Here is a 14,957-nt window from a genome sequence, read left to right on the forward strand (position 1 = left end):
GCCGATGCCCGACCCGGTCGACCGCCTCGCCACCGAGGCGCTCAACGCGGACGAGATCGCCGACGCGGTCTGGCTCGCCGCCCGAATCGCGGCGAGCGAATCGCCCGCGCGCGCGGCTCCACGTCCCGTTCCTCCGCCGCCACCACCCCCGCCGGAACCGGAACCCGAGCCGGCGCCGGCGGCGGAGTCCCGCGTCGACCACCTGCCGCCGGGCCGCCCGGACCCGGCCCGGCCGGGCGATCACCCGGAACTGCCTCCCCGTCTCCTCGAACCGATCCCGGTCCCGCCGCGAGCGCGCAAGCCCGCGGCGGCGCGTCCGGTCCGCACGGTGCCACCGAGCCTGCCCCAAGGCCTGGCGAAAGCGCTACGGCCGTTGAACCGCCTCGTCCGCCTGAAGCACAGGACCGAATTGGATGAAGAAGAAACGGCGGTCGCCGCGGCCGAGACGAAGGTGTGGCTGCCGGTGCACAGGGCCTCGCAAGGCCACCCGTTCGAGATCGTCCTGGTCGTCGATCGCGGTTCCTCGATGGTGTTCTGGCAACGCACTTCCCGCGCTTTTCGCGCCCTGCTGGAAAGGCAGGGAGCGTTTTCCGACGTCAAGACGGTTTCGGTGGATACCGACGAGCCGGTCGTGCGTTTTGTGGAAACCGCACCGGGAGCCGGCTGCGAACCGGCACAGCTGGCCGACCCGACCGGGCGGCGCGTCGTCGTCGTGCTCAGCGACTGCGTCGGCTCCGCTTGGCGCAGCGGGTCGATGTTCGATCTGCTGTCGTTGTGGGCCAGGACGTGTCAGGTCAGCCTGTTCCACCTCTTGCCTGCCGAACGCTGGAGCTGGACCGGCGTAAGCGTGGTGTCGCGGACTTTGCGCGGCGTCCGCCCCGGCTCCGCGAACCCGATCCCGGTGCTGGAACTGGAACCCCGGCACGTGCGCCGCTGGGCCGAACTGATCTCCGGTACGCCCGCCGTGCGGCTCCCGGTGCTGGTTCCCCCGGCGGAGGAAAACCTTGCGGACGACGCGGAACAGACCGAAGAACCGCCGTCGCCCACCGAACGGCTCGACCAGTTCCTCGCCACGGGCACCTCGCCCGCCATCCGGCTGGCCGGGCTGCTCGCGGCGGCGCCGCTTACCTTGCGCGTCATGCAAGCGGTGCACGGTACCTTGATGCCCCAGGCACGCCCCGCGCACCTGGCCGAAATCCAGCTCGGCCGATTGCTGCACCGCGTACCGGCGGACGGGGAAAGCCCGGTCGAGTACGACTTCGCGCCGGGACTGCGCCGCCGGCTGCTCGCACTGGTGTCGCGCGCGGACACCGCGCGGGTCCAGCGAGTGGTCCAGGACGTCCTCGGTCCGCAGGAGCCCGCGGTCGCGAATCTGCGCAATGCTCTCGAGGCGCCCGACGACGCCACTCTACCGGTGGTTACGTCGCACACTGAACCGTTGTTGACTGTCCAACGTGACGTTCTAAGAGCACTGTCGGGGCCTTATACACGTCGAGCTAACCGATTGGGTGATGCCTTGGAACGGTTTAGGGGGTCCCGTAACGATGGCGGCGCACGCGCGACTAGGACGTCGGAAGGCCTAGGGGCACCTTCAGGCCAACATCCGGTAGGGTCCGACCCGCAAGCTGAACCGATCAACCCTCGAGGGATCTCAGTGACTACCACGAGATCGGAGCCGGGCGCCGAGGTCCGCCACTCCGGCCAGCAGCCAGCCGTCTGGGGCGGCGTTCCGCTGCGTAATGTCAACTTCATCGGGCGCGGGGACATCCTGCGGGCATTGCACGGTGAACTTTCCAAATCAACCCGTACAGCCGTACTGCCCGGCGCGCTGCACGGGATGGGCGGCATCGGCAAATCCCAGATCGCGGTGGAGTATGTCTACCGCCACGCCGAAGAATACGATCTGATCTGGTGGATCCCCTCGGAGAACCAGTCGGAAATCCAGGCGTCGCTGGTGAAACTGGCGAAGCGGCTCGATCTTCCGGTGGAGCAGTCCGTCGACACCGCTGTGCCCGCCGTGCTCGAGGCACTCGGCAGCGGCGAACCGTACCGTCGCTGGCTGCTGGTGTTCGACAACGCCGACCGGCCCGAGGACGTCCGCAAGTTCTGGCCGCGGCGCGGTGAGGGCCATATCCTCGTGACCTCCCGGAACCCGCAGTGGTCCGAGGTCTCCCAGGCGGTCGAAGTCGACGTCTTCCGCCGGTCGGAAAGCCGCGAACTGCTCCAGCGCCGCAACCACGACCTCGCCGACGAGGACGCCGACCGGCTGGCCACCGTGCTGGGCGACCTGCCCCTGGCGGTCGAGCAGGCCGCGGCGTGGCGCGCCGAGACCGGCATGGCGACCGACGAGTACCTGGAACTGTTCGAGAACAAGCGCACGGAACTGCTCCAGTCGCGCCCGCCCGCGGACTACGACGTCGCCGTCGAAGCGGCGTGGAACGTTTCGCTGGACCGGCTGCGCGAGGAGAACCCTGGCGCGCTGGAACTGCTCGAAGTTTGCGCGTTCTTCTCCCCGGAGCCGATTCCCCGCGCGATGTTCAGCGGTGTCCGCAACGTCCCGACGTCGGAAGCGCTCGAGCAGACCCTCGGCGACCCCATCCAGCTGAGCCGCGCGATCCGCGAGATCAACCGCTACAGCCTCGCCAAGATCGACCACCGCAGCGACACACTCCAGCTGCACCGGCTCGTACAGCTGGTGCTGCGCAACAAACTCGGGCCGGAAGACCAGGAGCGGGTGCGCCACACCGCGCACCTGCTGCTCGCCAACCGTGACCCCAAGCAGCCTGACTCGGTCGACTACTGGTCGCGCTACGCGGAAATGCTGCCGCACATCCGCGCCGTGGACGCCCGCAACTGCACCGACCGCTGGGTGCGCCGGATGGCGATCAACGCGGTCAACTACCTCTTCGCTTTCGGCGACCCCGCGGGCGCTCTCGAGATGGCTCAGGACTACGCGCAGTTCTGGAACGAAAAGCTCGGCGAGAAACACGCCGACACGCTCGTCGTTTCACGCTGGTGGGGCCGCATGCTCCGGGCGCTCGGCCGGTTCGAGGAAGGCCGCGTCGTCGCGGAGCGGACACTCGCGCTGATGCAGGAAACGCTCGGCGAAACGCACGAAGAAACGCTGCTCACGATGCACGGCGTCGCTTCCGACCTGCGGGCGAAGGGCGATTTCGAACGAGCTCGCCAGATGAACGAGTTCGCTTATCTCAGCGCACTGGACCGGTTCGGCGACGAAGACCCGGACACCCTCGCCGCGGCCAACAATTACGCGCTCAGCCTGCGGTTGGTCGGCGACTTCGCCGGGGCGCGCGATCTGGACGAGCGGACGGCGCAGCGCAAGCAGACCGTCCTGGGCCCGGATCACCGGCATACGCTGCTGACGCTGGACAACTGGTCGGTCGACCTGCGCGAAACGGGCGACTACCTGCAGGCGCGGACCGAGCAGGAGGACACCGTCCGCCGCATGCGGGCGCAGCTCGGCGGCCGGCACCCGATGACCCTGTCGGCCATCAAGAATCTCGCGATCGCGTACCGCAAGGCGGGTCTGCACCGCGACAAGAAGGCGCTCACGCTGGCCATGGAGGCCACCGACGGGCTGGTCACCAAGTACGGGGAATCGCACCCCGACGCGATGTCCGCGACCATGGACCTGTCGATCGAGCATCGCCAGGATGGCAATCTCGCCGAAGCCCGGCGCCTGGGCGATCACGTCAAGAGTCTCTACGAAGCGAGCTGGGGCGAGAAGCACCCGTTCAGCGTGGCCGCCGCGACCAACCTCGCGGTCACGCTGCGTCTGCTCGGTTCGGTCGAGCAGGCGCGGGAACTGGGCGAACGCGCGTTGGCCGACATGACCGAGGCGCTGGGCGAGGACCATCCGTTCACCTTGGTATGCGCGACGAACCACGCGAGCGACCTCGCCGAATCGGGTGACTACGAAGCCGCGTACGCGCTCGACGTGGCGACGCTCGAACGCTCCAAGCGAGTACTCGGTGACGACCACCCGTCGACGCTGGCCCTGCTGGTCAACCAGGCGCTAGACCTGCGAGGGCTCGGCCGTGGCGAGGAGGCGGACAGCCTCCAGCTGAACGCCGTCAAGCGGCTGGGTCAGGTTCTCGGTTCGCAGCACCCGGCGACCGCGGACGCTCAGTTCAACCACCGCGCCAATTGCGACATCGACCCGATGCAGATCTGATCCCACGAGTCACCGCACGAAGCCTCCGGCCGGAAACCCGCCGGAGGCTTTGTGCTTTCGCACGATCAGCCCGAGCCAGCGCGCCAGCCGGTCCGGGTTCGGCGCCACCCCGCGCTGCCGCCGGACTTCGCGGTGCACCGCCGCGACCAGTTCCGGGCGGCTCAGCAGCGCCGGATGGCGAGTGGCCAGCGCGAGTCCGGACCAGGCTGTGGGCGAATCAGGCGTGATCGTCAGCTGATGCCGGTAGCGGTCGGCCGCGGTCGCCGTGTCGCCGTCCACGAGTGCCAGGTCCGCGGCGGACATCCCCGCGATTTCGGCCATCGCGAGTTCCGGCTCGGTGCGGTAGACGTCGTACAGGTTCGGGTCGGTCAGCCACGTCCGGGTGAGGGTCAGCCGCGCGTGCTCGGCAGAACCCGTTGCCGGCACCAGGTTCGGCGGGGCGGCCGGGACGACCGGGCAGGGCCGGTTCCGCAGCCAGGCCTCAGTCAGCTCCGCCACGATCCGGTCCGCGACCCGCAGGTGCCGCAGCCGCCAGGACAGGCGGTGGTCGAGGTTCGCCCGCCCGGCCGCGTGCGTGATGTCGGCCGGCAGTGGCTCGGCCCCCCATTCACGCAACCTCTCCTGCGCCGTGGCGAGAAACCGGCGCCCCAGCGCCGACGGCACCGCGTCGGAGAGCAACGTGCTTACGGCGTGTGCCGTCTGCTCACGCCGGTAGGCGAATTCGAACTGCGCGGCCCGGGCCGCCAGCCCCTCCGCCACCGGGTAGTGCCCGCGGTAGAACGCGGTCACGCCGAGGAACGAATATGCGCCGTGCAGGAGTCCGGCCGCGGGGCGCGGGTCGTCGCGCCAGGGGGCGTACAGCCGGGCGGAGTCGTTGTCCCCGGCCGGATCGAGCAGGTCGACCAGCACCAGCAGCACGCCCAGCTTGCTGTGCTGGAACTCGTGCACGAGGGTGGCGGCGAACGTCGTCGCGTCCGGCGGCCGCGACAGCACCAAGGAGCCGAAGACGTCGTTGTGCGAGGCGCTGTAGGGAGTGAAGCGGTCGACCGCCGCCCTCGGCACCAACGTCGTGAGCCCCTCGGCGAGCTCCGCCGCGATCGCCGGGTGATGCTCGGTCAGCAGCTGCCAAGTGGCGTTCAGGATTTCCGACCACTGCGCAACTTCACCGGGCTCGAGCCGCTGCGGCGGAAGCGGTCCATCGAACTCGCGGTACGGATCGATGTCGTCGAGGAACACCTCGCCGTCGCCGATGGGCAGTGAACGTAGGGGAAACCAGCCCGGGCCTTCGGCCGCATAGTCTTCGGGCAGCTGCACGCTGCCGAACGGACCCCGAACAAGGACGTGCCCGCGTTCGGCGTGCACCTGAGCGAAATCCCAGTCCCGGCGGCTGCGGACGTCCGCGAGACCGAGCGTCGGCAGCATCAGCAGGCCGCGCCACACCGGTACCCGGGACCGGAAGTCGTGTCCGGCTCGTATCGCCGCGGCGGTGGCCAGCCGGTGGAGGCCGCCGAGATCGGTCCACAGCGGCGGGTCGTCGGATCCGCCTCTCGTCAGCCGCTGCAGGACATTCGCCGCCCACAGTCCTGTCTGCGAGTGTGCGAGGACGCGATCGGTCGCGGCTGGATCGCGTTGCTGCGCCTCGATCAGCAATGTCCACGCGTCGTCGAGCGGCGGCAACGGGGACATCGCGGGCTTCAGCTTGACTGCGGCATCGAGGACCGCGCGCAGCAGCGTCAGCCGCCGGCTGCGATCGGCCTGCCCGAGTTGCGCCACGACGGCCGCGTCACTACGGCCCGCGGCCATCGCGTCGAGGTTGGTCAATGACACCCGGTGGGTGTCCAGCATCAGGTCGCGAGTTCCCTAACCCCCGCTCAACGCGCGTCCGGCGCCTGGTTCTGGAGAACGCCGGTACGGCTGCACTCGGCCCGCCCGGCGAGCAGGCGGAGCGAGTCGTGGAGCGCTGGGTCGTCGCTCAGGCGCAGATCCGCCAGGGAAACGGCGGACAGATCGACCATCCTGGTGGTGACTTCGCCTCGCGCCTGTGCCATGTCAGGTCCTCCCTCACGACGAGCCCCGCGGTCGGGGGGAGTAATCATCATGCAACAACAAACCGGTTTTGTGACCGTCCGCATGGCGGATCAATCCCGCCGGTCCGAATACTGTGCGTTCTCGGAAGGCCGCCGGTTCCCCTTGTCCGTCAGCTTCAATCGGGACTGCGGTGCGCTTTACCGGCGCGCGGTGACTCCCCCGGCCACGGCAAAAACCGCCAACGCGGCCGCCAGCCCACCGAGACCGAGACCGAGCGATCCGGCCGCCGCCAAGGCTCCGGCCGACACCGGGCCTCCCGCGTCGCCCAGTTCGCGGCCTACCTCGGCCGCTCCCATCGTCTGGCCCAACCTCTCCTTCGGGGTCGATGCCGCCAGGTGGGCGAACGCGATCGGGGTTGCCAAGCCCGTTCCCGCTCCGATTGCCACCGCAGCCAGCAGCAGTCCGGTGATTCCCGGTACCACAGCCGCCGCCGTCAGGCCTGCCGCCGCGGCCGCCAGTCCCGCCGCCATGCCCGGGGCCGCGCCGATGCGGTTCGCGTCGTGGGCTCGGCCCGCCCAGGGCTGTACCAGCGCTCCCGTCGCCGCCAGCACCGACACCACCGCTCCCGTCGCCAGTGCCCCCAGGTCCGCACCGGCCACCGGGAGGAAGCCCACACCTACCGCCACCGCCGCCGTTGCCGCCGCCAAGGTTGCCGTCGGGCGCAGGAAACCGGCGCTCGTCAAGCGGCGGGCCAGATCCAGGACCGTCTGGCGGGTGCGGGGCAACGGCGGCGCGGCCGGGACGACCGCCGTCGCCCAGCCGGCGACCGTCAGTGCCAGCCCGCCGAGCGTCGCGAACAGCAGCGCGTAGCCCCCGAAAGTGATCAAGACGCCGCCCAGGACCGGACCCAGCGTGTAGCCCAGGCCCTTCCACGCGCCGTAGCCGCCGAACGCGCGGCCGTGGCCCGTTTTCGGCGTCAACCGGGCCACCAGCGCTCCCGCGGCCGGGGAGAACGCGGCCGCCGCCGCACCCTGGCCGAACCGGGCCAGGCCGACCAGCGCCGGGTCGCCCGCGAGCACGAACGCCGCCGATGCCACGGCGAACGCCACCAACCCGCCCAGCAGCACCGGACGCGGGCCGACGCGGTCGGCCAGCGCGCCGAAGACCGGCTTCAGCACGACTTCGGCGCCGTCGTAGACCGCCAGCAGCAGGCCCAGCGTCAGCAGCGACGCGTGTTCGGCTTCGGTGTAGCCACCCAGCCCGGCGGCGATGCTGTGGGCACCGAACGCCGTGACGAACCCCGCCGCGTACACCGGGGCCAGCTGTCTGGTCATCCGGCGTCACATCTGGTGCAGGGCACGGAAAACCCGGTCCGTGTACTCGGCCAGCCGGTCGGCGCAGTGCGCCAGCCGCTCGCCGGCGTCGGCCGCGGCCGGAGCGCCGAAGACGTCGCGGGCCTTGATGTCCCGGTGCCAGCGCCGCAGGCGTTCCAGGCTCTGCTCCTCCTCTTCGAGCTCGGCCATCGTGAACTTGCCGACGCGGATCTCCTTGTCGATCTCGGCGTCGAACTTGCCGCAGTCGGCCAGGAACTCCGCCCACTCTTCGGCGCGCTCGGCCGTGAACAACGCTTCCAGCCGGGCGCCGTCCGGCTCCGACCGGCCCGCGGCGTCCAGCACCAGCACTTCGCCGTCGCCGCGCCCGGCCAGCTCGGTCACGCGCGCGACGCCGTCGGCGAACACCGGCGCGTCCGGCACGGCCCAGACGCCCTGCCCCAGCGACAGCGCTCCGGCCCGCCGCAGCTCGCGCCACACGGCGACGCGGTGGCGGCTCGGCTCGGCGGGGACCCGCACCACGAGCACCGACCAGCGAGCGTTCGTCACACCGAGAAATGTAGCACGTGTTACTGCGGCCGGAGCGCGTCGACGATCAGGTCGAGCAGCCGGCCGACCCGCTCCGCGTCCTGGTCGGCCGACGTCGACAGGAACACGCCGAGCACCATCAGCGTGACGTCTTCGGGGTCGACCCCGGCCCGGAACACCCCGTCCCGCGCCCCGGCGGCGAGGATCGTGCCGATCGCCCCGGTGATGCGCCGCCGCGTCACCGGCGTGGTGATCCGGCCGGACGCCAGGCTCGCGCGCAGGACGTCGCCCATCCCGCGTTTGGTCTCGATGAACGCCGCGTACCGGTCCATCCACGCGCGCAGCGCCGGCTCGGGCGGCAGCTCCGCGAGCAACGCCGGGGCGCTCGCGGTGACGTCGTCCAGCTCGGCCGCGTAGACGGCTTCGACGAGCGCCTCGCGGGTCGGGAAGTGGCGGTAGAGCGTGCCGATCCCGACGCCGGCCTCGCGGGCGATCGCCTCCAGCGCGACGGTGCCGTCGGCGAACGCGGCCCGCGCAACCGCGACGAGTTTCTCCCGGTTGCGGCGCGCGTCGGAGCGCACCGGCCGGTCAGGGTCGGGCGAAGACAAAGCGGAGGCACCTCCGGTTGTGCTACGGTCGGTTTAGCGGAGGTTCCTCCGCTTCACCATCATCGCACGAGGACAGGATCACGCATGCCTTCCACGACCAAGGCCGGGCTCGCCGGCCGCACCGTCTCCCGCGTCGGCTACGGCGCGATGCAGCTCGAGCGCCTCCACGCCGACCCCGACCAGGCCGTCGCACTCCTGCGGCGCGCGTTCGACCTGGGCGTCGACCACGTCGACACCGCCGAGTTCTACGGCAACGGCTTCGTCAACGAAGTCATCCGCAAGGCCGTCCGGCCGGGCGACGACGTCCTGGTCGTCAGCAAGGTCGGCGCCGACCCCGACCCCGGTGCCCCGGTCCCGCTGCGCCTCGCGCAGCGCCCCGAACAGCTGCGCGCGAGCGTCGAGGACAACCTCCGGTCGCTTGGGCTCGACCGGATTCCGCTGGTGAACCTGCGCCGCGCGGACCGGCGGCCCGGCTTGCTCGCCGAGGGCGACCAGGTGGTCGACCTCGACGACCAGCTCGCCGTCATGACGGCCCTGCGCGACGAGGGCAAGATCGGCGCGATCGGGCTCAGCAGCGTCACTCCCGACACCCTGCGCCGGGCGCTCCCGGCCGGCATCGCGTGCGTCCAGAACGCCTACAGCCTGGTCGGGCGCGACGACGAGGACATGGTCGGGCTCTGCGTCGCCGAGGACATCGCGTGGGTGCCGTTCTTCCCGCTCGGTGGCGCCTTCCCCGGCCTGCCGAAGGTGACCGACGAGCCCGCGGTCCGAGCGGCCGCACGGGACCTCGGCCGCACGCCGGCGCAGATCGGCCTGGCGTGGCTGCTGCACCACGCGCCGAACATCCACCTCATTCCCGGCACGGCCAGCGCCGACCACCTCGAGGCCAACATCGCCGTCGGCGACCTCGCGCTGGACGCGGACACCCTCGCCGCGCTGGACGCCGTCCCGACGCGGTCGATGGACGCCTCGCTCGGCTGAGGCTTCAGCGCCAGGGCAGGACGGCCCCGTCGCGGACCAGCTCGCCGTACTGCGCCGGGTCGACCGGCCGGAACACGAGCTCCAGCAGGGCGTCCGCCGCTTGCGCGGGACTCGGTGCGGTGCTGACGTCCCACCACAGCGCGGACGTCGGGGTGTTCATCATCCCGGGGCAGACGGCGGCCAGCAGGATCCCCCGCGCCAGGTCGTCGTCGCGGCGCTGACCGGCGAGCGTGCGCACGGCCGCGACCTGGCCGATCTTGGACGGGATGTTGACGAAGCCCGGCCAGTCGCCCGCGCGGGCGCTGCCGTCCGCCACCGCGTCGCGCCAGGCCGCCACCTGCTTGTCCACCTCGTCCAAAGAGGACAATGCGGCGAACCGGTCGTGCAGGGCGGGCGCCAGGTGCCGCAGCGTGCCGAACGAGCTGGCGACGACGAGGAACCGGCCACCGTCGCGCAGCAGCGGCGCGAAGGCGCGGAGCAGGCGGGTGGTACCGAAGTTGTTGACTTCGGCGTAGTCGTGGACGATCGCGCGGGGGTCGTCGTCCGGGCCGACGCGCATGACGGCGTTGCCGATGACGACGTCGACCCCACCGTGCCGCTCGGCCAGTTTCGCGGCGAGGCGGCCGGGCGCCGCGGGGTCGGCGACGTCGAGGACCTCGCCGCGGACTTCGGCACCGCCCGCGGGCATGGCTTCGACGGCCTGGGCGACGCGCCCGGCGTCGCGGCCGGTCAGGTAGACGGTGTCCGCAGTGGACAGCCGGGCCGCGAGACCTTCGACGAGCGCGAGGCCGAGGCCCTGCGTGGCACCGGTGACGAGAGCGATCTTCGGGGTCATGCGATTCCTTCGGCGAGCAGGACGGTCATGGTCTCGTTGCGGTCGACGGAGTAGCGGCCGCCGATCCGAAGGAGGTTCGGATCAAGTTCACGACTCCAAGCTAGGTCGGCCGAGGCCATGCGGAAAGCGAAAGAACCGCAGACCTGGTATGCATGAAAGTCATGGCTTTCTCCGACGCGTCCCTGACCGCCCTGCGGGTCTTCCGCGAGGTGGCCGAGCGGGGCACGCTCACCGCCGCGGCCGCCGCGCTCGGCTACACCCAGTCCGCGGTCTCGCGGCAGATCGCGTCGCTGGAACGCGCCGCGGGTACGCCGTTGCTGGAGCGGCGCCACGACGGCGTGCGGCTCACCTCGGCCGGGCAGATCGTCGTGCGCCGGGCCGCCGGGGTGATCGACGCGCTCGACGCCACCGCGCGCGAGCTGGCCGGGCTGCCCGGCGAGCAGGGCACCGTCCGGCTGGGCTGGTTCCCGACCGCCGGCACCGACCTGGTGCCCCGGGCACTGGCGGCCCTGCGCCGGACGCATCCGGCCATCACCGTGCTCAGCCGGGAAGGCGGGACGCCGGCACTGGTCCGCGCCCTGCGCGCCGGCACCCTCGACCTCGCGCTGGTCGCCTCGGCGCCGCCGTTCCGCCCGCCGGACACCGAAACGCCCGCGCTGGCCGTGCGGGTGCTCGCCGAGCGCAGCCTGCGCGTGGCCGTGCCCGCGGCCCACCCGCTCGCGCGCCGGGACTACATCGACGTCGCCGACCTGCGGGGCCAGCGCTGGATCGCCGGCTCGGGCGACGACCGCGTGCTGGGCGTGTGGCCCGGCCTGGACGAACGGCCCGAGATCGCCCACACGGCCCGCGACTGGCTGGCGAAGCTGCGGCTGGTGGCGGCCGGCTGCGGGATCACGACCGTGCCGGGCTCGCTCGGCGCTGTGGCGCCGCCCGGGGTGCGCGTGCTGGCCGTGCGCGGCGGGCCCGGAGAACAGCGGCGCGTCCTGCTCGCGCACCTGCCGCGGCCGCTGCCCGACTCGGCCGCCCGCGTCGCCGCGGCGCTGCGCGACGCCGCTGTCGACGAGTGACGGGCCGGGCCGCTACGGAAGCCCCACCACGACTCGCGGGGTCAGCCGCCCCTTCTCCGGCTCCCGCACCACCTCCCCCGCGGTCACCGCCGAGCCGAGTGCCCCGATCGCGTCTTCCGGGCGGTAGATCGTCTCCAGCAACGTGAACCGCTGCAGCTCCGCCACCGAACACCGCCCCCGCCGGCCCAGCTCCGCCGCCAGCGCCCGGCGCAGCGGCAGCAGCTGCGGCGTCAGGGAAATGTCGACCAGCGTCCGCTCCGGGTCGCGCGGGTCGCGGTAGCGGATGCCCGCGAACTCGTCGACCGCCCACAGCTCGCTCTTGAACATCGCCAGGTGCTTGACGTCCGCCGTCGCGAAGAGCAGCAGGCGCGCCGCACCGTCTTCGGCGACCAGTTCGACCGCGCACCCCGGCGAGACCCGGTGGTCCTCCGCCGGGACCGGCGCCGTCACCACCACCTCGTGCCCCTTGCCCCGGGCCATCGAAGCGAACAGCGGCCACGCTTCCGGACCGTCCAAATGGGTCAGCACCGGTCCCGCCGGCGCCGGCTCGCCGAGCGCGGGAACCTCCCGCACGGCAAGCCCCGCCGGCGCCCCGGACGGCGCGGGCGAACCGACGACCACCAGCTCCAGGTGGTGCCCGTCGAGCCGGTCGGCGAACTCGCCGAACACCCGGACCGCGTCGGCCGCGAAGGCGCCGCACTCGACGTACGTGCCGCCGCGCTGGGACCGCAGTGCCTTCGCCGTCCACGCGTCGAGGTACCGCACCAGTACGTCCCGCTCCACCGCGGCGTGCCCGGCCATGCTTATAGGTTGTACCCCCGTGGCTCGCCCGGCACCAGGGAAGAGGGTGCGGCCCGGCCGGTCACCTCCGGCTGACCGCGGCCGCGGCGGCCAGCGCGACCGCGAACACCGCGTAGGAGGCGGACAACCCGCCCGCGGAACTCAGCGCGCCGCCGACGGCGCGGCCGAGCAGCTGCCCGACGCACTCGGCGGTGATGACCGCGGTGGCCAGCTCCGTCGCGGTGAGCCCGCTCGTCCCGGCGGTGCTCGCCCGGAGGTAGAGGGCGGGGTAGGCCAGCCCGACGCCGATCCCGGCCAGCGTCCACGCGGCGAGCACCACCGGGAACGGGCCGCCGATCGCGAGGACGGCCGTACCGAGCGCGGTCAGGCCCAAACCCGTCGCCGGGAAGTGCCGCCGGGCCAGGAGGCTCGTCACCGCCCAGGCGAGCGGCGCGGCGCTCAGGACGATCGCCGCCGGGCCGAGGCCGATGTGGAAGCCCGTCGTCAGCAGCACGGTGATCAGGCTGTCGGCGCCGAAGTAGCCGACCGCGAACAGCACCATCGCGGCGAGCGCGGCGGGCGTCCCCCGTCGCAGCCGCGCGGTGCCCGCCGGCAGGATCGCGACCATCCCCGCCACGGCGACGGCCGCACCGGCGAGCGCGGCCGGCCACCACCCCTCGCTCACCACGACACCGGCCGCGCCGAGGGGCACCAGCAAGGTCCGGCCGAGCGGGCGCGGGGAGGTCTCCGGCTCGTCACCGGCGGCCCGCACGACGAGCGACCGTCCGAAGAGGACGAACGGAACGGGCAGCAGCAGCGTCCAGCGCCAGCCGACGAGGTGCGCGAGGCCGAGCGTCGCGGCGGGGCCGGCGAGGGCGGGCAGGATCCACATCGCCGACGACGCCGCGACCACCTTGACGCGCAGCCGGTCGTCGAGACCGCGGATCGCGGAACTCACGCCGAACACCGCGAGCAGCCCACTGGCCAGCCCGGTGGCGAGCTGGCCCAGCGCGAACGTCCAGGCGGTGCCCGAAGTGGCCGCCAGCACGAGCCCGCCGACGTAGGCGAGCATCCCGGCGGCCAGGGTGCCGCGCGTGCCCAGCTTCGCCAGCACCCGGCTCGCCAGCGGCAGGGCGACGAACAACCCGAGGGTCGAGCCGGCGATGAGCAGGCCGAGCCGGTTCCCGGCGTTCAGGTCGTGGGCGACGAGGGGCAGCAGCGTGGCGGCGACGAAGCTGGTGACGGCGGCGGCGAACTCGAGCGCGACGATCCCGGCGGCGAGGGACCGCGGCCCGGCCAGGGTCACGTGTAGAGGTCTCGGTCGTAGGCGTTGATCTGCACGGGGACGCCGTCGGGGTCCTGGACGCGGAGGGACCGGCCATAGCCCTCGTCGATCACGGGTCCTGGTTCGTACCCGGCGGCTCGCAGGCGTTCCCGGACGTCTTCGAGCGGTTCGTCGGTTTCGAAAGCGAGCTCGCAGCGGCCGACGTCCTGTCCTTTGTGGACGGCCAGGGTGCCGCCGCCGGCGGGGAGCTCGACCCAGCCGCCGGGCCGGGAGACGGGACCGCGTTCCAGGCCGAGGGTGGCGTAGAAGCGCGTCACGGCTTCGACGTCCGAGGTGTAGCGGATGGGCAGCACGCGCATCATGGGCGCTCCTCGGGTCGGGTTCGGCTCAGGTGGTCTTCGAGGACGCGTTCGACGTAGGCGGAGAGGGACTCGTCGGCGTCGACGGAGGCGTGCTTCACCCGCCGGATGAGATCGGGCGGCAGGTAGACGCTGAACTGCCGCTTGGCGTCGGCTGGCATGCCCACATGCTAGCAAATGAACATATGAGCTCCCACACATCGGCACGGGAACGTCATCGAGACGGTCCCGGCGGCAGCGGCCGGCTCAAGCGGTCGCCATCGCTCCGGCGATCAGCAACGTCAACCCGTGCGCCAGCGCCGGCGCCAGATCCAGGTGGAGCGCCCGCAACGCCGGGTCCGCCTCGTACGCCGCGAGGGCGCTCGGCGACGGACGGCAGTGCGTCCACAGCCCGCCGGTCAGGATCATCGCCAGCATGCAGATCGGCCCCGCCTGGTCGCCGACCTCCGGGACGTACCCGCGCATCAGCTCGGCCATCGCGTCCAGCCCGGCGAGGGCGGAGCGCTTGAAACGCACGACCGCGCCGGTCGACACGTTGCGCTCCAGGACACCCGCCTGCGCGCCGATGAGGTCGCACAGCACCGTGCGCCGGGCCAGCGAGTGGGCGACCACGGCGGAGAACCGCTCACCCCGCTCCCCCGCGGGCAGCTCCCGGTCGACGCCCTCGGCGAGTTCGCCCGCCACTTCGGCCAGCCAGTCGCGCAGCGCCCGGTCGAGCAGTTCGAGCAGGACGGCTTCGCGGGATTCGAAGTAGCGCAACACGTTCGACTTCGCCAAGCCCACCCGGCGGCTGAGCTCGTTGAGGCTCACGTCGGCCACCGGCATCTCGTCGAGCATCGCCAGCGCCGTGTCGAGGATCGTCCGGCGCCGCTCCTCCCGCTGCTCGGCACTGCGGGCTCGCTGGAACGTCATGCCACCCAGCGTAACGCCCGGCGCGCGAAATTGAAGACCGGCAGTCTC

15 protein-coding genes are annotated in these 14,957 nt (G+C 72.1%); 3 read left to right on the plus strand and 12 right to left on the minus strand.

What is annotated here, in order from left to right:
- The first annotated feature begins 4 nt into the window (after positions 1-4).
- Entirely contained in the window at positions 5-4,195 is a 4,191-nt protein-coding gene (gene fxsT / locus ACWEVP_RS01185) for an FxSxx-COOH system tetratricopeptide repeat protein (RefSeq protein ID WP_452060604.1), read from the plus strand.
- 9 nt (positions 4,196-4,204) lie between these two features.
- On the opposite strand, the gene ACWEVP_RS01190 is transcribed toward fxsT, so the two are convergent.
- From ACWEVP_RS01190 to ACWEVP_RS01210, 5 genes are all read right to left on the minus strand, one after another.
- Positions 4,205-6,040, minus strand: a complete 1,836-nt coding sequence (locus tag ACWEVP_RS01190) for an HEXXH motif domain-containing protein (protein WP_452060605.1) — start codon at positions 6,038-6,040, stop codon at positions 4,205-4,207.
- 26 nt (positions 6,041-6,066) lie between these two features.
- Positions 6,067-6,243, minus strand: coding sequence for a hypothetical protein (locus ACWEVP_RS01195; RefSeq protein WP_452060606.1), 177 nt, complete (start codon positions 6,241-6,243; stop codon positions 6,067-6,069).
- Between the two features lie 177 nt (positions 6,244-6,420).
- Positions 6,421-7,557 (minus strand): MFS transporter, encoded by a 1,137-nt coding sequence (locus ACWEVP_RS01200; protein WP_452060607.1) that lies wholly within the window; start codon positions 7,555-7,557, stop codon positions 6,421-6,423.
- 6 nt (positions 7,558-7,563) lie between these two features.
- Positions 7,564-8,103, minus strand: coding sequence for a Chromate resistance protein ChrB (locus tag ACWEVP_RS01205; RefSeq protein WP_452060608.1), 540 nt, complete (start codon positions 8,101-8,103; stop codon positions 7,564-7,566).
- A gap of 20 nt (positions 8,104-8,123) precedes the next feature.
- Entirely contained in the window at positions 8,124-8,690 is a 567-nt protein-coding gene (locus ACWEVP_RS01210) for a TetR/AcrR family transcriptional regulator (RefSeq protein WP_452060609.1), read from the minus strand.
- An 84-nt stretch (positions 8,691-8,774) separates the two neighbouring features.
- On the opposite strand from ACWEVP_RS01210, the gene ACWEVP_RS01215 reads away from it, so the two are divergent.
- Complete coding sequence (locus ACWEVP_RS01215; protein ID WP_452060610.1) at positions 8,775-9,671, plus strand: aldo/keto reductase; 897 nt, start codon at positions 8,775-8,777, stop codon at positions 9,669-9,671.
- A 4-nt stretch (positions 9,672-9,675) separates the two neighbouring features.
- Here the strand turns inward: ACWEVP_RS01215 and ACWEVP_RS01220 are convergent, their stop codons facing one another.
- Both ACWEVP_RS01220 and ACWEVP_RS01225 read right to left on the minus strand, forming a co-directional pair.
- Positions 9,676-10,506, minus strand: coding sequence for an SDR family NAD(P)-dependent oxidoreductase (locus ACWEVP_RS01220; protein ID WP_452060611.1), 831 nt, complete (start codon positions 10,504-10,506; stop codon positions 9,676-9,678).
- Positions 10,503-10,625, minus strand: a complete 123-nt coding sequence (locus ACWEVP_RS01225; RefSeq protein ID WP_452060612.1) for a hypothetical protein — start codon at positions 10,623-10,625, stop codon at positions 10,503-10,505. The genes ACWEVP_RS01220 and ACWEVP_RS01225 overlap by 4 nt, the downstream gene beginning before the upstream one ends.
- Before the next feature lie 42 nt (positions 10,626-10,667).
- On the opposite strand from ACWEVP_RS01225, the gene ACWEVP_RS01230 reads away from it, so the two are divergent.
- Entirely contained in the window at positions 10,668-11,573 is a 906-nt protein-coding gene (locus ACWEVP_RS01230) for a LysR family transcriptional regulator (RefSeq protein WP_452060613.1), read from the plus strand.
- 12 nt (positions 11,574-11,585) lie between these two features.
- Here the strand turns inward: ACWEVP_RS01230 and ACWEVP_RS01235 are convergent, their stop codons facing one another.
- From ACWEVP_RS01235 to ACWEVP_RS01255, 5 genes are all read right to left on the minus strand, one after another.
- A complete protein-coding gene (locus ACWEVP_RS01235; RefSeq protein ID WP_452060614.1) occupies positions 11,586-12,374 on the minus strand; it encodes a hypothetical protein in 789 nt (262 codons plus the stop codon).
- A gap of 61 nt (positions 12,375-12,435) precedes the next feature.
- Positions 12,436-13,659 (minus strand): MFS transporter, encoded by a 1,224-nt coding sequence (locus tag ACWEVP_RS01240; RefSeq protein ID WP_452060615.1) that lies wholly within the window; start codon positions 13,657-13,659, stop codon positions 12,436-12,438.
- Positions 13,656-14,000, minus strand: coding sequence for a VOC family protein (locus tag ACWEVP_RS01245; protein WP_452060616.1), 345 nt, complete (start codon positions 13,998-14,000; stop codon positions 13,656-13,658). The genes ACWEVP_RS01240 and ACWEVP_RS01245 overlap by 4 nt, the downstream gene beginning before the upstream one ends.
- Positions 13,997-14,158 (minus strand): CopG family transcriptional regulator, encoded by a 162-nt coding sequence (locus tag ACWEVP_RS01250; RefSeq protein WP_452060617.1) that lies wholly within the window; start codon positions 14,156-14,158, stop codon positions 13,997-13,999. The genes ACWEVP_RS01245 and ACWEVP_RS01250 overlap by 4 nt, the downstream gene beginning before the upstream one ends.
- Positions 14,159-14,243: 85 nt before the next feature.
- A complete protein-coding gene (locus ACWEVP_RS01255; protein ID WP_452060618.1) occupies positions 14,244-14,909 on the minus strand; it encodes a TetR family transcriptional regulator in 666 nt (221 codons plus the stop codon).
- Positions 14,910-14,957: the final 48 nt, after the last annotated feature.

The organism is Amycolatopsis sp. NPDC003865 (genome assembly GCF_053605345.1).

Excerpts from the sequence above, each read along its gene's own strand:
- fxsT (WP_452060604.1), top strand. The coding sequence starts at position 5 with ATGCCCGACCCGGTCGACCGCCTCGCCACCGAGGCGCTCAACGCGGAC.
- ACWEVP_RS01190 (WP_452060605.1), bottom strand. The coding sequence starts at position 6,040 with ATGCTGGACACCCACCGGGTGTCATTGACCAACCTCGACGCGATGGCC.
- ACWEVP_RS01195 (WP_452060606.1), bottom strand. The coding sequence starts at position 6,243 with ATGGCACAGGCGCGAGGCGAAGTCACCACCAGGATGGTCGATCTGTCC.
- ACWEVP_RS01200 (WP_452060607.1), bottom strand. The coding sequence starts at position 7,557 with ATGACCAGACAGCTGGCCCCGGTGTACGCGGCGGGGTTCGTCACGGCG.
- ACWEVP_RS01215 (WP_452060610.1), top strand. The coding sequence starts at position 8,775 with ATGCCTTCCACGACCAAGGCCGGGCTCGCCGGCCGCACCGTCTCCCGC.
- ACWEVP_RS01220 (WP_452060611.1), bottom strand. The coding sequence starts at position 10,506 with ATGACCCCGAAGATCGCTCTCGTCACCGGTGCCACGCAGGGCCTCGGC.
- ACWEVP_RS01225 (WP_452060612.1), bottom strand. The coding sequence starts at position 10,625 with ATGGCCTCGGCCGACCTAGCTTGGAGTCGTGAACTTGATCCGAACCTC.
- ACWEVP_RS01230 (WP_452060613.1), top strand. The coding sequence starts at position 10,668 with ATGGCTTTCTCCGACGCGTCCCTGACCGCCCTGCGGGTCTTCCGCGAG.
- ACWEVP_RS01235 (WP_452060614.1), bottom strand. The coding sequence starts at position 12,374 with ATGGCCGGGCACGCCGCGGTGGAGCGGGACGTACTGGTGCGGTACCTC.
- ACWEVP_RS01245 (WP_452060616.1), bottom strand. The coding sequence starts at position 14,000 with ATGATGCGCGTGCTGCCCATCCGCTACACCTCGGACGTCGAAGCCGTG.
- ACWEVP_RS01250 (WP_452060617.1), bottom strand. The coding sequence starts at position 14,158 with ATGCCAGCCGACGCCAAGCGGCAGTTCAGCGTCTACCTGCCGCCCGAT.
- ACWEVP_RS01255 (WP_452060618.1), bottom strand. The coding sequence starts at position 14,909 with ATGACGTTCCAGCGAGCCCGCAGTGCCGAGCAGCGGGAGGAGCGGCGC.